The organism is Polluticoccus soli (assembly GCF_029269745.1).
Lineage (GTDB): Bacteria > Bacteroidota > Bacteroidia > Chitinophagales > Chitinophagaceae > Polluticoccus > Polluticoccus soli.
In genome coordinates, this window is record NZ_JARJHT010000002.1 from 151650 (window position 1) to 174699 (window position 23050).

The 23050-nt window shown below is 45.3% G+C and carries 22 protein-coding genes and 1 other RNA gene; 19 read left to right on the forward strand and 4 right to left on the reverse strand.

Going from position 1 to position 23050, the window contains the following annotated elements; all coding sequences use genetic code 11:
- Window positions 1-18 precede the first annotated feature (18 nt).
- From P2W83_RS11215 to P2W83_RS11280, 14 genes are all read left to right on the forward strand, one after another.
- Window positions 19-1086, forward strand: a complete 1068-nt coding sequence (locus tag P2W83_RS11215) for a glycosyltransferase (RefSeq protein ID WP_276133827.1) — start codon at window positions 19-21, stop codon at window positions 1084-1086.
- Between the two features lie 150 nt (window positions 1087-1236).
- Window positions 1237-2307 carry a glycosyltransferase gene (locus P2W83_RS11220; RefSeq protein ID WP_276133828.1) on the forward strand — a complete coding sequence of 357 codons (1071 nt, stop codon included), beginning with the start codon at window positions 1237-1239 and terminating at the stop codon, window positions 2305-2307.
- Window positions 2308-3309 (forward strand): glycosyltransferase, encoded by a 1002-nt coding sequence (locus P2W83_RS11225; RefSeq protein WP_276133829.1) that lies wholly within the window; start codon window positions 2308-2310, stop codon window positions 3307-3309. It begins immediately after the preceding gene.
- 9 nt (window positions 3310-3318) lie between these two features.
- Window positions 3319-4344, forward strand: coding sequence for a polysaccharide biosynthesis protein (locus P2W83_RS11230; RefSeq protein WP_276133830.1), 1026 nt, complete (start codon window positions 3319-3321; stop codon window positions 4342-4344).
- Between the two features lie 71 nt (window positions 4345-4415).
- Complete coding sequence (locus P2W83_RS11235; protein WP_276133831.1) at window positions 4416-5306, forward strand: polysaccharide deacetylase family protein; 891 nt, start codon at window positions 4416-4418, stop codon at window positions 5304-5306.
- On the forward strand, window positions 5303-6097 hold the full coding sequence (locus P2W83_RS11240; protein WP_276133832.1) for a formyltransferase family protein: 795 nt from the start codon (window positions 5303-5305) through the stop codon (window positions 6095-6097). The genes P2W83_RS11235 and P2W83_RS11240 overlap by 4 nt, the downstream gene beginning before the upstream one ends.
- Window positions 6094-7212, forward strand: a complete 1119-nt coding sequence (locus tag P2W83_RS11245; protein ID WP_276133833.1) for a polysaccharide biosynthesis C-terminal domain-containing protein — start codon at window positions 6094-6096, stop codon at window positions 7210-7212. The genes P2W83_RS11240 and P2W83_RS11245 overlap by 4 nt, the downstream gene beginning before the upstream one ends.
- A gap of 9 nt (window positions 7213-7221) precedes the next feature.
- Window positions 7222-8358, forward strand: coding sequence for a non-hydrolyzing UDP-N-acetylglucosamine 2-epimerase (wecB, locus tag P2W83_RS11250; RefSeq protein ID WP_276133834.1), 1137 nt, complete (start codon window positions 7222-7224; stop codon window positions 8356-8358).
- A gap of 1 nt (window position 8359) precedes the next feature.
- Window positions 8360-9577, forward strand: coding sequence for a glycosyltransferase family 4 protein (locus P2W83_RS11255; RefSeq protein ID WP_276133835.1), 1218 nt, complete (start codon window positions 8360-8362; stop codon window positions 9575-9577).
- Window positions 9570-10181 (forward strand): sugar transferase, encoded by a 612-nt coding sequence (locus P2W83_RS11260; protein ID WP_276133836.1) that lies wholly within the window; start codon window positions 9570-9572, stop codon window positions 10179-10181. The genes P2W83_RS11255 and P2W83_RS11260 overlap by 8 nt, the downstream gene beginning before the upstream one ends.
- A complete protein-coding gene (locus tag P2W83_RS11265; protein ID WP_276133837.1) occupies window positions 10174-10782 on the forward strand; it encodes an acetyltransferase in 609 nt (202 codons plus the stop codon). The genes P2W83_RS11260 and P2W83_RS11265 overlap by 8 nt, the downstream gene beginning before the upstream one ends.
- A gap of 9 nt (window positions 10783-10791) precedes the next feature.
- A complete protein-coding gene (locus P2W83_RS11270) occupies window positions 10792-11949 on the forward strand; it encodes an aminotransferase class I/II-fold pyridoxal phosphate-dependent enzyme (RefSeq protein WP_276133838.1) in 1158 nt (385 codons plus the stop codon).
- A 44-nt stretch (window positions 11950-11993) separates the two neighbouring features.
- Window positions 11994-12809, forward strand: coding sequence for a polysaccharide biosynthesis/export family protein (locus P2W83_RS11275; RefSeq protein WP_276133839.1), 816 nt, complete (start codon window positions 11994-11996; stop codon window positions 12807-12809).
- Window positions 12810-12882: 73 nt separating this feature from the next.
- Window positions 12883-13623 (forward strand): hypothetical protein, encoded by a 741-nt coding sequence (locus tag P2W83_RS11280; RefSeq protein WP_276133840.1) that lies wholly within the window; start codon window positions 12883-12885, stop codon window positions 13621-13623.
- Between the two features lie 60 nt (window positions 13624-13683).
- On the opposite strand, the gene P2W83_RS11285 is transcribed toward P2W83_RS11280, so the two are convergent.
- The 3 genes from P2W83_RS11285 to P2W83_RS11295 form a co-directional block, all read right to left on the reverse strand.
- Complete coding sequence (locus P2W83_RS11285) at window positions 13684-14370, reverse strand: hypothetical protein (RefSeq protein ID WP_276133841.1); 687 nt, start codon at window positions 14368-14370, stop codon at window positions 13684-13686.
- A gap of 80 nt (window positions 14371-14450) precedes the next feature.
- The gene (locus P2W83_RS11290; RefSeq protein ID WP_276133842.1) at window positions 14451-17543 is read right to left on the reverse strand and encodes a glycosyltransferase family 117 protein; all 3093 of its coding nucleotides are present in this window, start codon (window positions 17541-17543) and stop codon (window positions 14451-14453) included.
- Between the two features lie 110 nt (window positions 17544-17653).
- Entirely contained in the window at window positions 17654-18094 is a 441-nt protein-coding gene (locus P2W83_RS11295) for an IPExxxVDY family protein (RefSeq protein ID WP_276133843.1), read from the reverse strand.
- 281 nt (window positions 18095-18375) lie between these two features.
- On the opposite strand from P2W83_RS11295, the gene P2W83_RS11300 reads away from it, so the two are divergent.
- The 3 genes from P2W83_RS11300 (at window position 18376) to P2W83_RS11310 (ending at window position 21476) form a co-directional block, all read left to right on the forward strand.
- Window positions 18376-19644, forward strand: coding sequence for an adenylosuccinate synthase (locus tag P2W83_RS11300; RefSeq protein ID WP_276133844.1), 1269 nt, complete (start codon window positions 18376-18378; stop codon window positions 19642-19644).
- 85 nt (window positions 19645-19729) lie between these two features.
- Window positions 19730-20182, forward strand: coding sequence for a hypothetical protein (locus P2W83_RS11305; RefSeq protein ID WP_276133845.1), 453 nt, complete (start codon window positions 19730-19732; stop codon window positions 20180-20182).
- Between the two features lie 10 nt (window positions 20183-20192).
- On the forward strand, window positions 20193-21476 hold the full coding sequence (locus tag P2W83_RS11310; protein ID WP_276133846.1) for an anthranilate synthase component I family protein: 1284 nt from the start codon (window positions 20193-20195) through the stop codon (window positions 21474-21476).
- Window positions 21477-21491: 15 nt separating this feature from the next.
- Here P2W83_RS11310 and P2W83_RS11315 read toward each other — a convergent pair whose 3' ends face one another.
- Window positions 21492-21848, reverse strand: a complete 357-nt coding sequence (locus P2W83_RS11315) for a YraN family protein (RefSeq protein WP_276133847.1) — start codon at window positions 21846-21848, stop codon at window positions 21492-21494.
- 14 nt (window positions 21849-21862) lie between these two features.
- On the opposite strand from P2W83_RS11315, the gene P2W83_RS11320 reads away from it, so the two are divergent.
- Together P2W83_RS11320 and ffs are read left to right on the forward strand one after the other, a co-directional pair.
- On the forward strand, window positions 21863-22846 hold the full coding sequence (locus P2W83_RS11320) for a bifunctional phosphoglucose/phosphomannose isomerase (RefSeq protein WP_276133848.1): 984 nt from the start codon (window positions 21863-21865) through the stop codon (window positions 22844-22846).
- A 97-nt stretch (window positions 22847-22943) separates the two neighbouring features.
- Window positions 22944-23042, forward strand: an RNA gene (gene ffs, locus P2W83_RS11325) — signal recognition particle sRNA small type.
- Window positions 23043-23050 lie beyond the last annotated feature (8 nt).

A 23050-nucleotide genomic window follows, 5' to 3' on the forward strand; every position in this document is an offset into this window, starting at 1 on the left:
CGGTACCGGTTAATACCCATGAATACACAAAAAAATATCGTTTATCTCTATTCGGAGGTCATGCCATACGCCATCACCATCATGCGTGTATTGCGCGACAACTTCAATGCAAATATTGACTGCATCTGTTGGGATAAGAACAAAAACACTCCTTTTGTTCCGACGGATATGGACCGGGTGAAGTTTCACAAGCGCTCGGGTTTTGACAGACAAGGTTTGATTGATTTTATTGAAGAAAGGAAGCCCGAGATAATCTTTATATCGGGTAGGATGGACCATGGGTATCTAAGCATAATTCCGCATTTCCGGGCAAAAGGCATCCCCGTTATTTCGGCTTGCGATAACCAGTGGTACGGAACTGTAAAGAACTGGTTAGCCGCGTTATGTAGCAGGTATATCTACCACAGGTACTTCGAATACTTTTGGGTGCCGGGCAGGAGGCAGTTTGAATTTGCAAAGAGGGTCGGTTTTTCCAATAATAATATACTTGGCTATTCGCTGTCTGCAGATGTTGATCGTTTTAAGCAAGCCCACACCGAAAGAAAGAATCTACATTCAGGTAAATTTCCCAAGAATATAGTTTTTGTCGGCAGGTTTGTGAAAGCGAAAGGGCTGGATATTTTGGTAAAAGCCTTTGCTGAGTTTAAAAAGGAAATGCAAAGCGACTGGAAACTGATTGTAGTAGGCACTGGACCTTTGAAGGTTGAGGCCAACGCAGATATCGAAGTTGTCGATTTTATGTCAACCGAAGAGTTGGCGTCAAGGAGTGCTGGATGGGGTGTCTTTTGTCTACCCAGTATTTGGGAGCCATGGGGCGTGGTGATACATGAATTTGCTGCTGCCGGCATGCCCATCATTGCCTCTGAAGATGTAGGTGCTGCTGATACCTTTATAGTTGACGGGTTCAATGGATATACATTCAAGCCGGGAGATATGAACGCCCTGAAAGCTGTATTCGTAAAGCTGAATTCAAAGACCGACGATCAGCTTTGGGCGATGGGCGATAGGAGTATCGAAATATCTGATGCTATTACTCCGGTTAAAGCGGCGCACAGCTTTATGAGTGTTTTGAACAAAGCAAAATAGCGTGCTGGCGGTATCCCATTCTGTTATGGCGAGCCGTAACAGAAAATTAATCATAATATTTTGAAAAAAAAGGCGGATGTTTAGGCAGTTAACTATAACTCGAGGAAGACATTCGTTTAGATTTCTATAAAAGGAGAGAGACAACAGTAAATGAATTCGCCCAAAAACATAGTCTACCTCTACTCGGAAGTACTGCCCTATGCTATAACCACTATGCGTGCGTTGCGAGATAACTTTAACGCAAACATTGATTGTATATCTTGGGACAAAAACAAAGTGACTCCATTTGTTCCGCAAGACATGGAACGAATACGGTTTCACAAGCGTTCCGAATTTAATAAGCAGACCCTGATCAATTTTATTGAGTCCCGACGTCCCGACGTATTGTGCATCTCTGGAAGAATGGATGGGGCATATTTGGACGTCGCAGTGCATTTCCGGGCTAAAGGTGTTCCTGTCATTTCCGGCTGCGATAACCAATGGTACGGCTCCGTGAAAAATTGGGTCGCCGCGCTGTTTAGCCGATATATTTATCACCGCTACTTTGACTATTTCTGGGTACCGGGAAGAAGGCAATTTGAGTTTGCCAAAAGGATAGGTTATTCCAATAAAAATATTCTTGGCTATGCACTCTCGGCGGATGTCGATAGATTTAGAAGTGCGTACGAGGCGAGGAAAATGCAACACGCCGGAAAATTTCCAAGAACTATTGTGTATGCAGGCAGGTTTTCGCAGGAAAAAGGTATAGAGGTCCTGGTAAAGGCGTTTACCGAATTTAAGTCCGAAACAACAAACGACTGGAAATTGGTGCTCGTTGGTGCAGGGCCTGTAAAAGTTGAATCTACTTCAGACATCCAGGTGCTTGACTATATGACACCTGATGAACTGGTTGCCAAATCTTCTGACTTTGGCGTGTTTTGCCTCCCCAGTATTTGGGACCATTGGGGCGTTGTAATACATGAATTTACCGCGGCCGGAATGCCAATGATATCCTCGGACGGAGTCGGGGCAGCTGACACCTTCATTATAGAAGGATTTAATGGTTATCTTTTCAAATCGCGCGATGTGAATGCACTAAAAGCCGCATTCGTAAAGATGACGTCGAAAACCGACGAGGAACTTTGGGAAATGGGCGACCGTAGTTTTGAAATATCCGAAACGATCACTCCTACTAAAGCGGCTCATAGCTTTATGAGCGTACTGGACAAAAGCGTTGGATAAATGATATTGATCGACGCACTTTTTATTGCAAATGAAGGTGGCGGGCCTAATCTGTTGCGTTATTTAATAGATGTAATTCGCAGCAACGGCAAAGAGTCGGAATTCTTTCTCTATTTAGACGAGCGTTTTCAGCATGACGTGAGTGGGTTCGCTCATTTACGGTCAAAAGCGGGCCTGTTAAAACGGTTGAATTTTTATCGACAAAATAGGGAACGGTTCTCCAGGGTATTGTGTTTTGCTAATACACCGCCGCCAGTCAGGTTAAACGTACCTGTTCATACTTATTTTCATAATCAGATGCTGCTGGAGAGCAGGCGTCGATTTGCAAGTAAGCAATATTTCAGGTTTTTGTTGAGGTATGCATTTGTCGCGTTGTGGAATAACAATACTGACGACTATATTGTGCAAACGCCGCATATGGTTGAGGAGATAGTGTCCGCTGGATTGAAACCTGAAACAAGATGTAAACAGTTTCCGATTTTCAAGCCTTTCGAACGTGCGTATGTTGCTGATTACAGGTCGTTAACGGAATTTGTTTACGTAAGTGCTGCTTCCTTTTATAAAAATCATACAACGCTTCTAAATGCGTGGGAGCATCTTTTTGATAGAGGTCTGAACCCTGTTTTGCACCTTACGGTCACAGATACGTACACGTCTGTACTATTGCATATCAAGCGTTTGCAGGATAAAGGGGTGCAGATCATCAATCACGGGTATATAGACACTTCGGAACTGTATGGACGATGTGCCTACATGATATACCCCTCATTGAATGAAAGCTTTGGTCTCAGCCTAATTGAGGGTGCTAACGCGGGGATGAAAATATTAGCAGCTGATCTTCCTTATGTTAGGTCGGTTATCGAGGCCAGTGTCTATTTTGATCCACTTGACGTAGGGGCTATATCACAAGCAGTTGCAGCAGTATTGCAAAATGCGCCTTCTCTTACAAAAATTGTCGTGGAAGACCGCGTAGACGAGCTTCTGGAATATATTTTGAATTAATTTGCATGTATGTTTGATAATAAAACACTTCTTATCACCGGCGGAACTGGCTCGTTTGGAAATGCCGTTCTGGAAAAGTTCATCAATTCTGATTTTAGCGAGATCAGGATATTTAGCCGGGACGAGAAAAAACAGGACGACCTTCGAAAGAAGTACAATGATAAGCGGATCAAGTTCTATATCGGTGACGTTAGGGACTATTCGTCAGTTGACGCCGCTGTAAACGGGGCTAACTATATTTTTCATGCGGCCGCACTGAAACAGGTGCCTTCGTGTGAGTTTTTTCCTATGGAGGCGATCAAAACCAACGTTATCGGCACTGAAAATGTTCTGGATGCTGCTGTAAAGCACAATGTTGAGAATATTGTTGTACTCAGTACGGATAAGGCCGTTTATCCCATTAATGCAATGGGTATGTCAAAAGCGCTCATGGAAAAAGTGATGGTAGCCAAGTCGCGACGTATTACCAATGGCAAGATTATTTTGTCTGGCACTCGATACGGGAATGTTATGGCTTCACGAGGCTCGGTTATTCCGTTGTTCATGGACCAGATAAAAGCTGGGAAACCGATCACCATTACTGATCCAAACATGACCCGGTTTATGATGACACTGGAGGATGCGGTTGAATTGGTGATGTTTGCCTTTCATAAAGCCAAGCCAGGTGATATATTTGTTCAAAAGGCGCCTGCTTGTACGGTAGAAGTACTGGCACTAGCATTAAAAGAGCTGTACAATGCTTCAAACGAGATTCGTGTCATTGGAACCCGTCATGGAGAAAAGTTGTATGAAACTCTGGTTAATCGTGAAGAAATGGCGAAAGCGAGGGATCTGGGGGATTATTATTGCATACCAGCAGATGAGCGAGATCTCAACTATGAGAACTATTTTTCACAAGGCGAGCTAAAAGTCTCAAAAGTAGAAGAATATCATTCTCATAACACGGAGCAGTTGGATGTGGAAGGTATCAAAAAGCTGTTATTGAAGTTGCCTGCTGTGCGAGCAGACTTGAAAATTGCAGAATTGGTTAACTAAGGGAGCTTAATGTCGTATATAAGGGATCGCGGAAGGTGGTCCAATGATAAAAAAAATCGCAGATTGAATTGATGAATAGCGACTTTATTACCACTTATAGAGAGTTGTTGGAATGGCGGCCGCACACGGTGCGCGACCGGATGAAGGACATTGCGCTTCGGGGATTGGTGTTTATAGACGCGCTCACTGGTGCAGACATCAAGTTTCTTGATCGTCCGAGAATTCAGTTTTTGTATCTCCATCACGTTTTCAAAGATGAAGAACAACAACTGCGCTCACTATTGAATAAACTCTCCCAGCATTTTGAGTTTATTTCTTACTCCGATGCTGTTACAAAGATTCTTACTGGCCAGGTCGACAAACCATATATATGTTTTAGTGCGGACGACGGGCTCAAGAATAACCTGACGGCTGCTGCCATCTTGAATGAGTACGGCGCGAAAGCCTGCTTTTTTATTAATCCAGGACTGATAGGTGAGGCCGATTATGGCAAGATCAAAACTTATTGTCGTGACGTCCTGGATTTTCCTGTGTCTGAATTTCTTGGATGGGACGACGTTTGCACTTTGCTTAAGGATGGTCACGAGATAGGCGGCCATTCTATGCACCATATGAATATTGCCGCTACCAATCCTGACGAAATTAGTGCGGACATGGCGGAAACTTGGAATGTACTGAGGCAATACTGCGATCTACCCAAACATTTCGCTTTCCCCTACGGCCGGTTCTTTCATTTCAGCGAGGCCGGCAGAAAGGCCGTTTTTGATGCAGGTTTCATATCCTGCGCAAGTGCTGAAAGGGGCTGTCACATTAATCCTGACAGACCACTGCAACCGGATGAACTTTGCATTCGCCGCGATCACGTAGTGCTTGACTGGGGTGTTGATCAGATTTTTCATTTCATCAACAGCAACGCCCGGAAAGCCGCCGCTCATAATAATTTGTTCCCAACTCTTCAATGAGGGTAATTGTTCTTACTACATCTCGCTTAGGCACCGCTGGCCATCACTTGCCCGTTATTGCTACGGCAAAAGGTATAGAGATAGTTGCTGTAATACTTAGCGAAGGCTTTGTTACCAACCGCAGCAAACGGCATTGGCGAAACTTGAAAAAGATCGCACGTATTGGTGTGCTGGGCGCTTTCAATGGTGTACGCATGAGGAGGTGGTATGGCGAGGCGCTTAATAGTTACTGCAACATTCAAAGTGTTGAGGATACCTGTAGGTCGTTAGGTATCCGGTTTGAAAAAGTTCCGTCAACAAATAGCCGTCAAACCCAACAGCTTTTTAAAGACCTGGGTGCAGACGTGGCAATAAGCCTTGGTAACGGGTATATTTCACCTAAGGTGTTTACTATTCCCCGACATGGAATGCTCAACATCCACCATGAAATATTACCCGATTATCAGAACGCTCAAAGTATTATCTGGCAGTTGTACAACGGAAGTGCTGAGACCGGTTATACCATCCATAAAATAGACGCCCGCATTGATACTGGAGACATACTGCTGCAGGAGCACGTGTCGATAAAGTTTCGGGATTCGCTTGCAGAAACGGTGACTGCAACCCTGGCGGAAGTCTTCGACAGGTCAGCCCAGGGATTGAAGAAACTTCTGGAAAATTTCCACCGTTATTACGACAACGCCCGTCCGCAAGGCACCGGTAAAAAATATACCACTCCATCATATCGGCAATATTTTACGATCTTGCAAAACTTCAAGCGTTTAAGAAATATTAATCGCATACCTGAATGAGAAAGATAGGTATTACGGGTCAGCAGGGATTTATTGGATCCTACCTCTATAATAAGATCAGTCTGTTGAAAGATGAGTTTACGCTCGTCAATTTTGATAGGCAGTATTTCAACGATCCTGCAGCTTTAGCTGCATGGGCTGGCCAGTGTGATGTGATCGTTCATCTTGCGGCGATGAACCGACATGAAAGCGCCGACGTGTTGAAAGATACCAATATTGAGCTGGTGCAAAAATTGGTAAATACACTTGGCACATTAGGACATACTCCACATGTGTTGTTCTCGTCTTCCACTCAGGAGGACCGAGGCAACGAATACGGTATTTCAAAAACTACCGGGAGAAATTTGCTGGCCGACTGGGCGGCGAAAAACGAAAGCTGTTTTACAGGTTTGATCATACCAAATGTATATGGTCCGTTTGGCAAACCATTTTACAATTCTGTGGTAGCAACGTTTTGCTACCAGCTTTGTAACGAGCAACAGCCGCGTATTGATGTAGATGGCAAGCTTAAACTAATATATGTAGATGAACTTGCAGAAGTTTTCATTGCCGCGATAAGAAATGGAGTCAATAATGCCTCGTTTGCGGTTGAGCACAGCGTTGAAAAGAATGTGAGCGAGATTCTTGGAAAGTTGAACGTGTTCAAAGATCTCTACTTTGATAAAGGCATATTTCCTGCAATTGAAAATAACTTTGAGCGTAATCTTTTCAATACCTTCAGAAGTTATATTCCCTACGCCACTCATTTTCCGGTTGCGCTCAAGCAGCATGCCGATGACAGAGGCGTGTTTGTAGAGCTGGTGAAATTGCAACAAGGCGGGCAAGTGTCGTATTCTACCACACATCCCGGCATCACCCGTGGCAATCACTTTCACACAAGAAAGATCGAACGGTTCCTGGTCATCAAGGGTAAGGCCTTGATCCAGCTACGTAAATACAATGCCGGAGAGGTGATCGATCTTTACCTGGACGGCACACAGCCATCATACGTCGATATGCCAGTATGGTATACTCATAATATTAAGAATATCGGGGATGAGGAGCTATATACCGTATTTTGGATTAACGAATTTTTCGATCCCGCTGATCCTGATACCTATTTCGAAACGGTGTAAACTCATTAAATGAACAACAGAAAACTGAAAGTTTTGACGGTAGTTGGTACGCGTCCGGAGATCATCCGGCTTTCGCGTGTACTGGCTGCACTGGACGCGTCACCTGCTATAGAGCATGTTTTGGTGCATACGGGTCAGAACTACGATTATGAACTGAATCAGATCTTTTTTGAAGACCTCGAGCTCAGGAAACCAGATTACTTTCTGAATGCCGCAGGCAAAAACGCTACCGAAACTATTGGGCACATACTTATCAATATTGACCCTATTCTCGAAAAGGAAAAACCGGATGCTTTTCTTGTATTAGGTGATACCAATAGCTGCCTTTGCGCAATACCGGCAAAAAAGCGCCACATCCCCATATTTCATATGGAGGCGGGTAACAGGTGTTTCGATCAGCGCGTGCCTGAAGAGACCAATCGCCGTATCGTAGATCATATCAGTGATATCAACCTGACCTATAGCGACATCGCAAGAGAATATCTTTTGCGCGAAGGTCTTTCGCCTGACCGCGTGATCAAGACTGGCAGCCCGATGTATGAAGTGTTGCATCATTTTATGCCGAAAGTGTCAAACTCCAAGATACTATCCGAGCTATCGCTGGCGAAGGGAAAATATTTTGTGGTATCGGCACATCGCGAAGAAAATATCAGCTCACAGCGCAACTTTACTAACCTGGTAAAGGTGCTGAATGATATGGCTGCGCAGTTCGAATTGCCAGTTATCGTTTCAACCCATCCGCGCACGCAAAAGATGATAGAGCAGCAGCAGGTGAGTTTTAATAAACACGTGCGACTGATGAAACCTTTTGGTCTGACAGACTATATCGCTCTGCAACGGAATGCAAAAGCCGTGCTTTCTGATAGCGGTACTATCACTGAAGAGTCATCAATTCTTAATTTTCCTGCGCTGAATATCAGGGAAGCTCATGAGCGCCCGGAAGGTATGGAAGAAGCAGCGGTAATGATGGTGGGATTAAATCCCGAAAGGATCATGCAAGGGCTATTGCAGCTGGAGGGACATAGTGACGAGCAGCGGGTATTCAGGATGGTGAACGATTATTCCATGCCCAATGTTTCTGATAAAATAGTAAGAATAATACTCTCCTATACTGACTACGTGAAAAGAGTAGTTTGGTCTGAATAACATGCGTGTTCTTATTCTTAGTCAATGGTGTTATCCGGAACCTGATCTGAAAGCGCTCACCTTTGCCCGGGAGCTGCAGAAGAAAGGGCATTCGGTGCAGATACTGACGGGGTTTCCAAACTATCCCGGAGGTAAGCTGTATGAAGGGTATAAAGTGAAGTGGTCGCAGAGAGAAGTGATCGAAAACGTTGAAATAATACGCGTGCCGCTTTATCCCAGTCATGACCAGTCGGGCGGTAAACGGATGCTGAACTATTTGAGTTTTGCTTTCAGCGCTGCACTGCTGGGTGTATTTCGGGTGAAGAAAGCAGATGTTATGTATGTGTATCATCCACCTGCTACGATCGGAATACCCGCAGTATTTATTCGGTTTTTCAGGCGTATCCCGGTAGTGTATGACATCCAGGACATGTGGCCGGATACATTAACCGCAACCGGCATGGTGAAAAATAAAATTGTTTTGAAACTTATTAGCTGGTATTGTGCTTTTATTTACGGAATCGTTGATAGGATCACGGTACTCTCGCATGGTTTTAAAAACCGGCTGGTGTCGCGGGGAGTAGATGCTGCAAAGATCGACGTGATATATAATTGGCCCAACCCGTTCACACTGCCGGAAATACAGGACAAATCGCGTATACCCGCCGCTGCTGAAAAGTTTACTATTTTATTTGCAGGCACAATGGGACGAGCCCAGGCATTGGATAAAGTGTTGGATGCCGCCGCAATACTAAAGGCGGAAGGTGCCAGTAATATTCAGTTCGCATTTCTTGGTGGTGGGATATGTCTTGATGAACTAAAAGCCCAGAAAGAAAGATTACGTCTCGATAATGTTGTATTCCTGCCACGTGTCAATAACAGTGATGTAGGAACCTACCTTGCCGCTGCAGATGCACTTTTGGTGCACCTGAAAGACGACGAATTGTTCAAGATTACCATACCGTCCAAAACACAGGCGTATTTCCAGGCGGGCAAGCCTGTACTGATGGCAGTTGGCGGTGATGCTGATGCTATGATAAATGATGCTGGCGCTGGGGTCTGTTGTCCGCCTGAGGATGCGGAAGCGATGGCAGCAGCAGCAATTAAGCTATCGAGGCTAAGCGAACAACAACTGGCTGACATGGGTACCAACGCCAGAAGCTATTTTGACAAATATCTGGCGATAGACCATGGGGTCAGCCAGTTTGAAAAAGCATTTGAAACCACCGTCAATGTATAAATACGGTCTTAAGCGGGTGGTGGATATTGTAGGTTCTTTAGCCTTGCTTGTACTTGCGTCTCCTTTTTTCGTTGTTACTTGGGGCTTATTGCTTTTTAATAATGGAGGCAACGCTTTCTTTGTGCAGCCGCGCATAGGCAAACGCAACAGGGTCTTTAGAGTGTTGAAGTTCAAAACAATGAACGATCGCCGTGACCGGCAGGGCAATTTATTGCCGGACTCAGAACGATTAACGCCGCTCGGTGCTTTTGTTCGCAAAAGCTCTCTTGATGAGCTTCCTCAACTTATCAATGTGCTAAAGGGCGACATGAGCCTGATAGGCCCTCGTCCTTTGTTGGTGGAGTACCTGCCACTTTATGATAATGAGCAAATAAGGCGGCACGAAGTGCTCCCGGGCATTACCGGCTGGGCGCAGGTCAACGGCCGTAATACCATTACATGGGAGCAAAAATTCTCCTACGATGTGTGGTATGTTGATAACATATCCTTTACCTTAGACCTAGCCATTCTGTGGCGCACTATAAAAAAGATAATTGTGTCCGAAGGCATTAGCTCTGCTACTTCTGCAACAATGGAAAAATTCACAGGATCAACGAATGTTTAAGCCTACTATCGTTTTCGGAGCCAGCGGGCATGGAAAAGTGGTCATCGAATTGCTGGAGATAAACGCCATCACGGAAATTACTATCTGGGATGACGCTGAGCGACCGGAGGTGTGGGATTATCCAGTAGAGAAACCATACTTGCAAAAGTTAAGTGCTGACTACGGTATGGTCATAGCTATTGGTAATAACAGTACCAGGAAGGAAGTTGCCGAAAAGTATCGGGAGCATGTTGATTTTGTTATTCCTGTACATCCCTCGGCTGCTGTAAGTCGCCGGGTTAATGTGGGCAAAGGAACGGTTATTATGGCCGGTGTAGTCATTAATACCGACACAAAAATAGGAGAGCATTGCATCATCAATACCTCTGCGTCTATCGATCATGACTGTCTGTTGGGCGACTTTGTTCATATTTCGCCGAATGCTACTTTGTGCGGCGATGTGCAAGTTGGTGAGGGCACTCATATTGGAGCAGGCAGTGTAGTAATACAAGGGATAAGAATAGGGAAGTGGAGTACCATTGGTGCTGGCACCGTGGTGATAAGGGACGTGCCGGATTATGCCACGGTTGTGGGTAATCCCGGTAAAGTTATTAAAGGCTAAAAACTTTGTATGAAACCTAAAATTTGGCTCTCAGCGCCACACATGGGCGGTAATGAGCAGCACTATGTAAACGAGGCATTTGACTCGAACTGGGTGGCGCCTCTGGGACCTAACGTCGATGGGCTCGAGCAGAACATCGCGCATTACCTCCGCGAAAATACCAGTGTGGCGGCATTAAGTTCGGGCACGGCAGCAATTCACCTTGCGCTGGTTATGTTGGGCGTTCAGCCAGGCGATGAAGTGATCTGCCAGAGTATGACATTCTCAGCATCGGCAAATCCTATAGCCTATCTCGGTGCAACTCCCATCTTTATAGACAGTGAACCAGAAACATGGAACATGTCACCGGTGCATCTTGAAGCGGCCATCAAAGACCGTCTTAGCAACGGTAAAAAGCCGAAAGCAATTATCCCGGTGCATCTATACGGTATGCCAGCGCATATGCAGGCAATCATGGAAATCGCCGAGCGATACGATATTCCGGTATTGGAAGATGCGGCTGAAGCATTAGGGTCTGCTATCGACGGTGTTAAATGCGGCACATTTGGTGTCATGAGTGTATTGTCATTCAATGGCAATAAGATCATTACTACGTCAGGCGGCGGCGCACTGGTAGCTAAAGAAGCAAAATACACAGAAAAGGCGCGATTCCTGTCTACGCAAGCCCGCGATGCAGCACCGCATTACCAGCATTCGCAAATAGGATACAACTATCGGATGAGCAACATTTGCGCTGGCATCGGTCGTGGGCAGATGGAAGTATTACTGGAAAGAGTCGCCCAGCGCCGGGCTATATTCGACAAATATGAGCAGCGGTACTCCGGACATCCTGGTGTATCCTTCCTTAAGGAGCCTGAAGGATACTCTAGCAACAGGTGGTTAACTACAATTTTGATAGATCCACAACAAGCCGGTATAAATAGGGAAACGCTCCGGTTGGCACTCGAAAATGACAATATAGAATCTCGCCCATTATGGAAACCAATGCACTTGCAGCCAGTTTTTGCTAATTGTCCGTTTTATGGCGATGATTGTGCAGAAAAATTGTTCGAGAATGGACTTTGCCTTCCATCTACTTCCAGCTTGACCGATAGCGACATAGAACGAATATTCTCTGTCATGGATAGTGTTTTTCAGCACGAATTGACAATTGTTGGCGGACGATAGTATCTTCGTTCACCGTTTTTCAATTAATTTGATAAAAATTTATAATGACAAAGTCACAGTCAGTATTTAGTAAAGGTTCCTTTGGTTTGGTGTGGTTATTAGGTTTATTCCTCCTCTTAGGCAGTGGATGTTCCAGTTCGAAGCAGTCAGTTTATTTTCGTGACGCACCCTCGTTAAGCGGCGGGACCGTCCAGGTGGTGGAGTTTTCCAGCTTTAAGATCAAGCCTGATGATATCCTGGATATTTCAATACAAACGCTTGATCCGCAAAATATGCAGGGCGTATCCTCAACGGGCGCCGGTTCTGAAAAAGTGGAAAATGGCGCTCCCGCAGGCTTCGTGGTAGATAAAAATGGATACATAGAACTGCCGATAGTAGGAAGGATGCATGTGGAAGGTCTTACATTATCTGAAGCCAAAGAAAAGATAAGGACACAGGCAAAACAATTTTTTAAAGACCCACTGGTAAATATCCGTTTGGCCAATTTCCGGGTTACTGTATTAGGAGAAGTGCTTCGCCCGGGAACTATTATGGTGCCTGCTGAAAAAGCGGGTTTATTGGACGTTATCGGGATGGTCGGAGATCTTAGTTCATTTGCTAACCGTGAAAAGATTGTCTTGATCAGAGAAGAGGGGACAACGAAAAAATTCGTCGAGCTTGATATAACATCTGCAGATGTTTTCAAATCTCCCTATTACTACGTAAGACCGGGAGATGTGATTTATGCAGAACCGACAAAGGTGCGGAATCGTAATGTGAATTATGACGCAACAAGGGACCGTTACATTTCCTATCTGCTGTCAGCCGTGACCGTGACCCTAACGATTATTACTTTTGTTAGGTACAACAGCAAGAACTAAAAAAAGAACCCTTTCCGTTTCACTTTCTACAATTTATGTATTAAGTTTAAGGCAGGAAAATTTACTGAGATATATGAAAAAAGTTTTACTGTCTGCTATTTTATTAGCATCAGCAAACGCCTTCGGGCAAGACCTGGAGTTTGGGGTTGGTGGCGGATTCAGCCAAAATACAGTACCTGATGGGAACATGGTGTACAAGCAGGATCAAACGCTGATGAACTACGCCGGTACCATGAAATTGCTTTATACTACATTCAACTACTGGCAGTTTGGCCTGGATGGGCATGTGATGGAAATTGCCGGGAAGTCAACTAAGGTTTATCAGGGTGTACTGACGGATTCTGTGGGTGGCGATAATCGTAAAATAGTATACGCTAAATATGGAGTTACTGTGTGCGGTGTAGTTAACAAAGCATTCCACTTTTACAATAAGCAGACCAATAAGAAGAGCAAAAGTTATCTTTACTTAGGCGCGGCTGTTGGTTATGGCTCTGGCCGTAATGACCATATGGAGTATGATGCTTCTGAAACTTACAATGCGCCGGATGGTGGACGCGGCATAGTATTTGGCGGACAGGCAGGTTATGTAGGTAATCTGTCGGAAAAGCTAGGTTTCAACCTTGACATCGCGGTAAGGCGTATGGATTTGAAATACGACGCAGGTGCTCCTTTGGTGTCGCCACTCGAAGACCTGCATTATAGCGTGGTTACAGTGCCGGTTACTTTCGGAATACGTTATTTCTTCTTTCGTACAGACAGAGACCTCGTACCAAGAGATCCTGGTGCACGCCCAATGGGAAGAGCATCTTATTAAGAATCAATTAACAACTTGCGAATAAAAAAAAGCCGCCATCTGGCGGCTTTTTTTTATGTCTTAGTGAGTGTAGTCGGAGTCAAAAAAGCTATAGAAATTGCTGTTTAGAGTAGCCGCTTTGCCCGTATAGGAAAGATTGAAACTGTGCGATTTATAGGTATACCGTTTGGCGCTTTTACGCTCACCGGTTCCTTTGGGGGTTCGTACCGTATTCCGTGGCAGCTGTCTGAACTTGTGGTCGTATACTACGATGCGGGGTTTTGCGGAGTTGACATTGTCGCTGGCGCTGAAAATATCGATATCTTCTCCTTTTCTGCCCGGTAAGAAGTCTTCAGACATCATTAAAGCGTTCATTACGATCAAATAGTTAGTATCGTTAGGCTTTACTATGAGATCTGTGGCTGGTGTGAGGTCTTTGTTAAGTATATGCCCGGTAAATTTCTTGTCCATGATGAACCGTGCATTAGTATCGTAATAATAATACACCGGACAGTAGTCAAAGTTTTCATTGAAATCCTTTACGATCTGCATGGCGGCATTGTGTGCCTCACGTTGAAATTTGATAAGGTCTTCCGTTCTTTTGGTCTTTTTGTAAAATGCTACTCGGCGTGGGTAGGTAAAAAGTTGGACAAAAATAGCTTTGGGTGGTGAGGCACGGTAGCGTTGCTTGACGCGCCAGGGGCGCTGCGCTGATGCGCTGAATGAGCCTGCCAGGAATGCCAAAAGCAGCAGGTGCTTGATCTTCATAATTATAGTTGAGTGTGCTGTAAGATACAAAAAAATAAGCCCTCCCTTCTTAGGGAGGGCTTATTAACTGGTTTTTTACATTACTGTTGCATGCCCTGTACATTCATGTTCTGGGTGATCTTTGCTGACAGAATTTCTACTTTTTTCTTGAATATGTCGGCTGTAGCAGCATCGCCCGCGGCCATTGCCGTACTGCTCATAATATCGATGATGCTTACATCTCTGCGGATGTCATCAAACAAAGCTTCCTTACGTTCATCCGGCAGGGTAAGGATATAGTTGATGTCATCCTCCGCATTGCGAGCCAGTTTTTCGGCTATGACCTTTCCTTTGGCCTTGTCGCCTGCGCGGTAGTAGGCAACGGCAAGGTAGTAACCGGTGGCGTCGTAGAAGTATGAATGTTCTGAGATGTTATCATATACCTTGTTCAGCACTTTAATGGCTTCCGCATTTTTGCCCCTGTTTACCAGTTCAGCAGCAATACGGCCCGCATTGATGCGGTAAGATGATAGCATGATGCGGTTCTTTTCATCAAAATATACATCGTTCCTGCCGGCATTGCCCCATATGTACTTGTTCATATACAGGTCGTAGCTTTTGTCTACATCTACAGTACCCATTTCACCCTGCATGGTCATTTGTGGGTTGGTAGCCTTAAACGGCATCAGGCGGAATACCGAGCCTTCAAGACGCATATAATCGTGCAGGCCAATATAGTTTTCAGAAGGTAAACCAGCGCCGAAATAGATCGGGCGTTTCCAACCTTCCTGTGCTATGGCAGCTACGATCATCAGGGTAGCGATATCGTCTTTATAAGCTACATCTTTAGGGAAGGTAAATTTGATCTCGTTATTGATCGCTGTTGAATCGCTACCTGCGAACATGCCATTTTTCATGATCTCCTCTTTGCTCAGACCTTTGACAAAGAAGTTCTTCGTAGGATAGAAATTTTCTTTCTCGTCCATGCCCATTGACTGCAGCATATTTGTAGGGTCGTTGCTCAGCATGAAGTTACAAATGTCTACCAGGTTGAAATACCTGTCTTGCGGCACTTGTGGCGTCGAGTAGTAGCGGATATAGTTACGCCTATCTCCAATATAGTGCTCTTTTTTCCAGAGCATAGGAATGGCATCGGCATCATTGATCTTATAGTTGAGCTGGTCAATATACCAGTCTATACCTAACAGGCTCATGTTGATCACGCGAACGTCTCTTCTGATGCCTTCTACCTCCTGGAGGTACCATACCGGATACGTATCATTATCACCATAAGTAAAGAGGATGGCATTCGGTGCACACGACTGCAGCACGTTCCACGCCGTAGCCCGGGCTATGGTCTTTTTAGAGCGGTCATGGTCATCCCATTCCTCAGATGCCATGAGTGTTGGTACGGCCAACAGGCAAAGCAGTATGGCAGCATACATGCCTTTGGGGCCCTTTAAGAAACGCTGGAACAGATCGTTTACCATTAACACACCTAATCCTATCCATATCGCATATGCATAGGTGGCCGCGTAAGCATAGTCACGCTCACGTGGCTGCAGTGGCGGCATGTTCAGGAATATCGCGATAGCTATACCGGTAAAGAAGAACAGCACCAGCGTTACGATACCATCAGGTTTGTTATTATTGAACTGGTATACCAGGCCCATTAAGCCAAGGATGAACGGCAGGAAATACAGTTGGTTGCGTGCCGGGTTGTTGCGGTAACCGTCCTGCATTTTATCTATATCGCCCAGGCCGCGGATGTTTTTATCAACGAATTTGATACCCGATATCCAGTTGCCATCTTTAGCCTGATAGGAATGACCTTGCATATCGTTCTGGCGGCCGGCATAGTTCCACATAAAGTAGCGCCACCACATCCAGTTCAGTTGAATGTTGAAGAAGTAGCTGAAGTTGTCGGCAGACGTAGGTTGTTCGCCTTCAGCCAGTCCCAAAAAGTTGCGGTAGAACTGGATATGGCTTGCATCGTTATTGTCGTGGATACGAGGGAAGAAGCGTTTGTCTGACGGTGCAAATTCCTGCTCCAGTTTCTTACCCACTATTTCATAGTGTGCTTTCCCATCCTTTTCAGAACGGGCATATTGATAACCCTTCATAGGGTAGGCAATAGGACGCGCGGTGAAATCTTGCCCGTACAACAGTGGTTGTTGGCCAAACTGTTCGCGCTGAATATAAGATGTCAGGCTTATCGCATTGTCAGGGTTAGTCATATCGATAGGCACATCAGCGCGTGAGCGGATGATGGGAGCCAGATAGCTCGAAAAACCGATGACAATGAAAGTAAGACAAAGTATAGCAGTGTGTGCAGCGTAGTTACCGCGGCGTTTAGCAAACGTCAATCCCCAAACCATTGCTGCAATCAGCAAGATGATAAAAGTGATGGCACCAGAGTCGAAAGGTAAACCAAAGCTGTTCACGAACAGCAGATCGAATTTAGACGCCAGTATGGGAATACCCTGAAGTACACCATACTGCACAAGGCCGAGCAAAATGCCGCCTATGAGGAAAGCCATGATGGCACCTCCAGTGGTAGGTTTGTAACGGCGGTAGTAGTATACCATTGCAATGGCCGGTATGCCCAGCAGGCTCAGCAAGTGTACACCTACTGACAGGCCTATCATATAAGCAATGAACAGCAACCACCTGTCTGCATATTTAGTATCGGCGGCATGTTCCCATTTCAAGATAGCCCAGAATACGATAGCACTGAATACAGAAGACGTAGCATATACCTCGCCTTCAACAGCTGAGAACCAGAATGTGTCGGAGAATGTATAGGCAAGAGCACCAACAAGGCCGGCGCCCATGATCAGGGTCGTCTTATTAGAGTCAGGGTTTTCTTCACCTTTGGCAAGCAGCCTTTTTGCAAAGTGAGTGATGGTCCAGAACAGAAACAGAATAGTAAGCGAGCTAGCCAGCGCCGACCATGCGTTGATCATAATGGCCACTTTTTGCAGATTGCCTCCAGCAAGTATTCCGAACATGCGTTGGATCATCATGAAAAGCGGAGCGCCGGGAGAGTGGCCTACTTCTACTTTGTAGGCACAGGAGATGAATTCACCACAATCCCAAAAGCTAACTGTGGGTTCCATAGTCATAAAATACACGGCCGTAGCAATAACGAACGTGATCCAACCAACAAGGTTGTTGATTTTGCGAAAATTCATGAAGCTTTATTTTGACGGCAACAAAAATAGAAAAATACGCTTACGACCCTAATACGGATTATGGAATTAACAAATTTATATGTGACTAAATAAGGAGGTGCTGTGAATAACTATAGCAATAAGCTACTCAGGTTCTTTAGCCTGTCGTGCGAGAGGAGTTGCGCCAGCTGCACTTCGCCAATGTTACGCAGGTGTTGAATGATCTGTTGCGCTTCCTCATCTGCAGTGCTGCTTTGTATCATCCAAAGATAATCCAGTTGTTTTACCTCCGGTAGTAATGTCTCTTTATCTGACTTTAGCCGGTAGAGGAGGTGCTTGTAGCCGTTGAGCGGAAGGCAGTACTGGTACACCGGGAAATAGTATTGGTGGCCTTTCGAAGATCGCACTACTACGTCAAGATCGGCCTCGCGCGAGAAATTCAGGTCGAACTTCCGGTTAAGCAGCCACGAGAAGCGGTATACAGGTAGGGCGCTTACAATACCGATCAGCGCTGTATCCGCAAAAAAATCCTCCTGCATTGCGGCCATATCAAGTACCAGTTTAGCTGACATGCGGGAAGGAATTGTTTTGTAGGGCAAAGGTCGGGCATATTTGTGTATTTCCAAATAAATAGCGCCTTCAGAATCTGTTTGCTGTACAGGTTTCTTAATGTTCTGACTTGATTTCGACCGGCGATACGGGTGTAGTTAGTCTCCCTTGCAAATCTTTTTTGGCGATGCCACAGGCGGAAGTTTAAATTTGTACCGTTTTAAGAATCACGGTTTTGAAGGTTTTTGCCGGTTGGCATTGACTTTTCAACTTATCCACTAATTTTACGCGCCAATTTTTAATTATGATCGATGTTTTGCTAGGGCTGCAATGGGGAGACGAGGGTAAAGGAAAAATAGTAGACTACCTTGCCGCAAATTATGATATCATCGCCCGTTTCCAGGGCGGACCTAATGCCGGCCACACACTTTATGTGAATGGTCAAAAGGTCGTATTGCGTACGATCCCGTCGGGCGTGTTTCATAAACACTGCCTCAACCTGATCGGCAATGGTGTAGTGATCGACCCGGTTTCGCTAAAAGGAGAGATCGAGCAGCTGCTGCCGTTGCAACCAGATGTGTTGAGCCGTATGTTCATTGCACATCGTGCACACCTTATTTTGCCTACACATCGCGCATTGGATGCGGCTTCTGAAAATGCGAAAGGCAGTGAAAAGATCGGCTCTACCTTAAAAGGTATCGGGCCTGCTTACATGGATAAAACTGGTCGTAACGGTTTGCGCGTGGGTGATGTACTTAGCAAAGACTTCAAAACAAAATACGATAAGCTGGTTGCCAAGCATACTGACATGCTAAAGCAATACGGCGGAGAACCAATAGACTGGAAACAGTGGGAGCAGCCTTTCTTTGAAGCTGTAGAATACCTACGCGGCCTGCAGATCATCAACAGCGAATACTGGCTGGATATGCAACTGAAAGACGGTAAGAAAATATTGGCAGAAGGTGCGCAGGGTAGTATGCTGGATATAGACTATGGTACTTATCCATTTGTTACTTCCTCGAATACTATCGCTGCCGGTGTTTGCAATGGTCTTGGTGTTGCCCCATCTCGCATTGGTGAAGTATATGGCATCACAAAAGCGTATTGTACTCGCGTGGGTAGTGGCCCGTTCCCTACGGAACTTCATGACGAAACAGGCGAGGCATTGCGCAAAGCTGGTAACGAATTTGGTGCGGTTACAGGCCGCCCACGCCGTTGTGGCTGGATCGACCTGGTGGCGCTTCGTTATACTGTCATGCTAAGTGGTGTTACCAAACTGATCATGACGAAAACCGACGTTCTCGACGAGTTCAATCCGATCAGGGCAGCAGTCGCATACAATGTAGAAGGCAAAGAAACCCGCGAGTTGCCGTATGACCTGTGCAGTGTTGATGTAACCCCGGTGTATGAATCATTTGCCGGCTGGGATAAGCCTATCAGCGCCTGCAGTAGCTATGATGAAACACCGCAGGTTTTTAAAGATTATTGCAGGTTTGTAGAGCAGTACCTGGAAACGAAAATAGCCTATGTTTCCAATGGTACAGGACGTGATCAATTACTGGTCATCCCTTAATAAAAAATAATATTTTTCTCGCTGAAAAAAAATTTGGCAATTTCACTAAACAATTAAAATTTTACGCCATCAACGTATGAGCGCTATGAAATCCAATTCAGAAAAAAAAGGGGCCGCTAGCAAGAAGAGCGCTGCAGAGAGTGCGCCTAAAAAAGCATCGTCTAAAGCAGCAAAAAAGAATGTAGAAGATGAAGAAGATGAACTTGACGAAGAAGTAGAAGAAACGCCGAAGAAGAAAACTGCTGCTAAAAAGACTGCGTCCAAATCTAAGTCGCGCGATGACGACGAGGATGATGACGATGACGATGATGACGACATGGATGATGATGACAGCTTTGGTGACGAAGAGGAAGATTACGATATGGACAAAGACTTTGAAGAGTTCGACCTGCCAAAATCTAAGTCAAAAAGTGGCGGTAGTGGCGGTGCTAAGAAGTCAAAAGGAGATGACGATTTCGATATAGACGACGAGTTTAAAGACCTGGGCTTCTTCAACGAAGGTAGTGGTGGTTTTGATGACGACGACGACGACTATTAAACAAATAGCCTTGCAACGACACGTAGCTACTTATGCTATAGCCGAAGGGCAATACGACAATATAAAGAGACGAATGCTGAACTGGGCACAACAGTTCAGCATTTTTGCTTTTCTGGATAGTAGCAACTATCGCGATCATTATAGTCGGTATGAATGCCTGCTTGCAGTGGGAGCCATACAGGCGATAACGGACACCTCGCTGGATGGACTACAATCGCTCCACGATACTCAACGAGACTGGGTGTTCGGTCACATCAACTACGACCATAAAAATACCCTGGAGCCAAAGGTAACGTCCCGCCATAGCGGCAATATGGGCTTTCCCGAGACATACTTCTTCGTGCCCGAAACAGTTTGTTATGTAGATACAGCCAAGACTAAGCTTACCATTGAGACCTATCAAGAGCCTGCGCATGTATTTCAGCAAATAATAGAAAGCGGTACCAGGGTTGGCACAGAATTGCCTCTGCTCATTTTTACACAGCGCATTGACAAAGAACAATACTTGCAAACGGTTGATCAGCTTCGTAAGCACATAATTGAAGGCGATTGTTACGAGATCAATTTTTGTAATGAGGGATTTTGTGAAAACGCAAATATTGAACCGTTGACGGTGTTCAGTAAGCTTACTGAATTATCGCCGGCGCCATTTGCAGCTTTCTATCGCAATAACGCATCTTACATGATGTGCGCGAGCCCGGAGCGCTACCTGAGAAAAGAAGGAGAAATGGTTCTCTCCCAGCCAATAAAGGGAACAGCGCCACGTAACGTTGATCCGGCAAAAGATGATGAACTCCGCGACCTACTGTACAATAGCACGAAAGAACGTGCAGAGAACGTCATGATCGTTGACCTGGTGCGCAACGACCTGGCCCGTTGCTGCGAGTTAGGCAGCGTTGCGGTTGATGAGCTGTTTGGTATATACTCTTTCCCTCAGGTTCACCAGATGATATCTACTGTAAGCGGCAGGCTTCGTTCTGATATGCGAATTGCAGATGCTTTGAAGTACTCGTTTCCAATGGGCAGCATGACCGGTGCACCTAAAGTAATGGTAATGGAGCTCATCGATAAATATGAAGCATCCCGGCGGGAGTTGTTTTCCGGTACCATTGGCTACATAACGCCGCAAGGCGATTTTGACTTCAATGTGATCATCAGGAGCCTGTTCTACAATCAGCAGTCAAAATACCTTTCTTACCAGACCGGTGGGGCGATCACTTTCGACAGCACGCCACAGCAGGAATGGGAAGAGATGCGCCTTAAAGCTTGGGCGCTGGAGCGGATATTTGCTTAACGGTTAGGCTGTTGCTCAGTAAAAAGCGTCCTCTACGTGTAGTATTTCTTTCAGCTGCCCCTTAACGATCAGCACACTTACGATGTCAAATTGTATTTTCTGGTATTCTTTATTGGCATCCATAAATGCCTCTGCAGCTACCTTTAAGTGATTTTGCTTTCGGGCGTCAACCGCCTCTTCAGGAAATCCGAAGTCGAGCCTGTTGCGGGTCTTTACCTCTACAAATACCAGCATATCTCCCTTTTGCGCGATCAGGTCTACCTCTTTTTTTTCGAAACACCAGTTGCGGTGCAGGATAGTATAGTCCTTGTTCGCCAAAAACTTTTCGGCTATTTGTTCGCCTTTTATGCCAGTTTCGTTATGTTTGGCCATCGAAATAAAAACCAATGAGACAATTAGTAGCCAATTTTCCGATTCAACTACACGAGGCACTGGTTATAGGGCAAAGTTATAAGTTCCTTGCAGCCAAAAAAGATTTCACGAATGTTATTCTTACAGGCCTTGGCGGTAGCGGTATTGGTGGCTCTATAGTTCAAAACTATGTATTCGATAAGCTGAAGATCCCTTTCATTGTCAATAAAGATTATTTTTTACCTTCTTTTGTTAGTGCCAATTCATTGGTGATCGTTTCTTCTTACTCAGGTAATACAGAAGAAACAGTTGCGGCACTGCAGCAAGCTATCAAAGCTAAAGCAACCATCGTTTGTATCACTTCTGGTGGCAAGGTTGCTGAAATAGCACGCAAGAAGAAAATAGACTGCATACTGTTACCTGCAGGCATGCCACCACGTTCATGTGTAGGGTACTCAATGACTCAGGTGCTATTCACGCTGAAGCATTTCGGCTTGGTAAAAGACAACTTCGAAAAAGAGATCAAAGCCTCCATCAAGTTGCTGAAAGAGGATGTCAAGGATATCCAGAAGAAAGCACAGGTTATAGCAAAGAAGCTGTATGAAAAAACGCCGATCATTTATGCCGCGGCTGATTTCGAAGGAGTAGCTGTACGCTTCCGCCAGCAGCTGAATGAAAACAGCAAGGTACTGTGCTGGCACCACGTGATACCTGAAATGAACCACAACGAGCTGGTAGGCTGGCGCGACAAGGATAGCTCGAAGGCAGTGATCATTTTGCGCAATGAAGATGATTATGAGCGCGTTCAAATGCGCATCGAGATCAACAAGCAGGTGATAAAAAAATACACCAACAATATCATCGAGATATACTCAAAAGGCAAGAGCTACTGGGAAAAAGCAATTTACCTGATACACCTCACCGACTGGGTTTCGGTAATGTTGGCCGACTTGCGTGGACAGAACGCTACTGAAGTAAAAGTAATCGACTTCCTGAAAGGAGAATTGTCGAAAGCATAAATTATAGTTGAAAATATAAGTGGAAAAGCTGCCCGACGGCCAGCTTTTTTTATGAAATGATTTCTGTGCGAAGAAAACTTTACTATCTTTGTCGCCCTGGCAAGTCTTATACGGCCAGCTCCTGCTGAACCCCCCAGGACAGGAATGTAGCAAGGGTAGGCGGTCGTAGCGGCGCGATATGAGTAACTTGCCAGTTTTTTTATT

What these genes read in the sequence shown, in the direction of transcription:
- P2W83_RS11215 (WP_276133827.1), top strand. Translation starts at nt 19, where the DNA reads ATGAATACACAAAAAAATATCGTTTATCTCTATTCGGAGGTCATGCCA.
- P2W83_RS11220 (WP_276133828.1), top strand. Translation starts at nt 1,237, where the DNA reads ATGAATTCGCCCAAAAACATAGTCTACCTCTACTCGGAAGTACTGCCC.
- P2W83_RS11225 (WP_276133829.1), top strand. Translation starts at nt 2,308, where the DNA reads ATGATATTGATCGACGCACTTTTTATTGCAAATGAAGGTGGCGGGCCT.
- P2W83_RS11230 (WP_276133830.1), top strand. Translation starts at nt 3,319, where the DNA reads ATGTTTGATAATAAAACACTTCTTATCACCGGCGGAACTGGCTCGTTT.
- P2W83_RS11235 (WP_276133831.1), top strand. Translation starts at nt 4,416, where the DNA reads ATGAATAGCGACTTTATTACCACTTATAGAGAGTTGTTGGAATGGCGG.
- P2W83_RS11240 (WP_276133832.1), top strand. Translation starts at nt 5,303, where the DNA reads ATGAGGGTAATTGTTCTTACTACATCTCGCTTAGGCACCGCTGGCCAT.
- P2W83_RS11245 (WP_276133833.1), top strand. Translation starts at nt 6,094, where the DNA reads ATGAGAAAGATAGGTATTACGGGTCAGCAGGGATTTATTGGATCCTAC.
- wecB (WP_276133834.1), top strand. Translation starts at nt 7,222, where the DNA reads ATGAACAACAGAAAACTGAAAGTTTTGACGGTAGTTGGTACGCGTCCG.
- P2W83_RS11255 (WP_276133835.1), top strand. Translation starts at nt 8,360, where the DNA reads ATGCGTGTTCTTATTCTTAGTCAATGGTGTTATCCGGAACCTGATCTG.
- P2W83_RS11260 (WP_276133836.1), top strand. Translation starts at nt 9,570, where the DNA reads ATGTATAAATACGGTCTTAAGCGGGTGGTGGATATTGTAGGTTCTTTA.
- P2W83_RS11265 (WP_276133837.1), top strand. Translation starts at nt 10,174, where the DNA reads ATGTTTAAGCCTACTATCGTTTTCGGAGCCAGCGGGCATGGAAAAGTG.
- P2W83_RS11270 (WP_276133838.1), top strand. Translation starts at nt 10,792, where the DNA reads ATGAAACCTAAAATTTGGCTCTCAGCGCCACACATGGGCGGTAATGAG.
- P2W83_RS11275 (WP_276133839.1), top strand. Translation starts at nt 11,994, where the DNA reads ATGACAAAGTCACAGTCAGTATTTAGTAAAGGTTCCTTTGGTTTGGTG.
- P2W83_RS11280 (WP_276133840.1), top strand. Translation starts at nt 12,883, where the DNA reads ATGAAAAAAGTTTTACTGTCTGCTATTTTATTAGCATCAGCAAACGCC.
- P2W83_RS11285 (WP_276133841.1), bottom strand. Translation starts at nt 14,370, where the DNA reads ATGAAGATCAAGCACCTGCTGCTTTTGGCATTCCTGGCAGGCTCATTC.
- P2W83_RS11290 (WP_276133842.1), bottom strand. Translation starts at nt 17,543, where the DNA reads ATGAATTTTCGCAAAATCAACAACCTTGTTGGTTGGATCACGTTCGTT.
- P2W83_RS11295 (WP_276133843.1), bottom strand. Translation starts at nt 18,094, where the DNA reads ATGTCAGCTAAACTGGTACTTGATATGGCCGCAATGCAGGAGGATTTT.
- P2W83_RS11300 (WP_276133844.1), top strand. Translation starts at nt 18,376, where the DNA reads ATGATCGATGTTTTGCTAGGGCTGCAATGGGGAGACGAGGGTAAAGGA.
- P2W83_RS11305 (WP_276133845.1), top strand. Translation starts at nt 19,730, where the DNA reads ATGAAATCCAATTCAGAAAAAAAAGGGGCCGCTAGCAAGAAGAGCGCT.
- P2W83_RS11315 (WP_276133847.1), bottom strand. Translation starts at nt 21,848, where the DNA reads ATGGCCAAACATAACGAAACTGGCATAAAAGGCGAACAAATAGCCGAA.
- P2W83_RS11320 (WP_276133848.1), top strand. Translation starts at nt 21,863, where the DNA reads ATGAGACAATTAGTAGCCAATTTTCCGATTCAACTACACGAGGCACTG.